Origin of the sequence: Oceanospirillum linum (assembly GCF_001995095.2) — a bacterium.
Lineage (GTDB): Bacteria > Pseudomonadota > Gammaproteobacteria > Pseudomonadales > Halomonadaceae > Oceanospirillum > Oceanospirillum linum.
In genome coordinates this window covers 1-383 of sequence record NZ_MTSD02000249.1, presented here as the reverse complement: position 1 = coordinate 383, position 383 = coordinate 1, and the positions used below count along the sequence as shown (strand labels likewise).

General features: G+C 45.7%; 1 protein-coding gene. It reads right to left on the bottom strand.

Features of this window, described 5'->3' with window-relative positions; translation table 11 throughout:
* The coding region (locus BTA35_RS17505; RefSeq protein ID WP_139363770.1) for a DODA-type extradiol aromatic ring-opening family dioxygenase at positions 1–383 on the bottom strand (383 nt) is incomplete at both ends.

Genomic DNA, 383 nt, shown 5'->3' with positions numbered 1-383 from the left:
GTACATATCCTTTAGGATCATGAGCAGCACCCGCAGAAACCAAAAGTGGCACATAATGCTCAGGGCTTGGGTGATTCTCTCTACCGAAAGGGGCTTGTAAATATTGTTCCAACCCTTCTCTATTACCCTCTGTTACCGTTTGGTTAAGCCAGCGGATAAACTGCTCAGACATTGGCATAATCGGTTGATCAATGCCCATACGAGGATTGAAGTAGCTCAGGTTATGGGTTGCCGCTCCACTGCCCATAATCAAAATATTTTGCGCCCTCAAGGGCCTCAATGCTTGCCCTAACTGCCAATAGAAACTTATGGGTACATTTCTTGGAATCGAGACTTGCAATACAGGTATATCAGCTTCTGGATAGATCAGCTTAAGCGGTGAC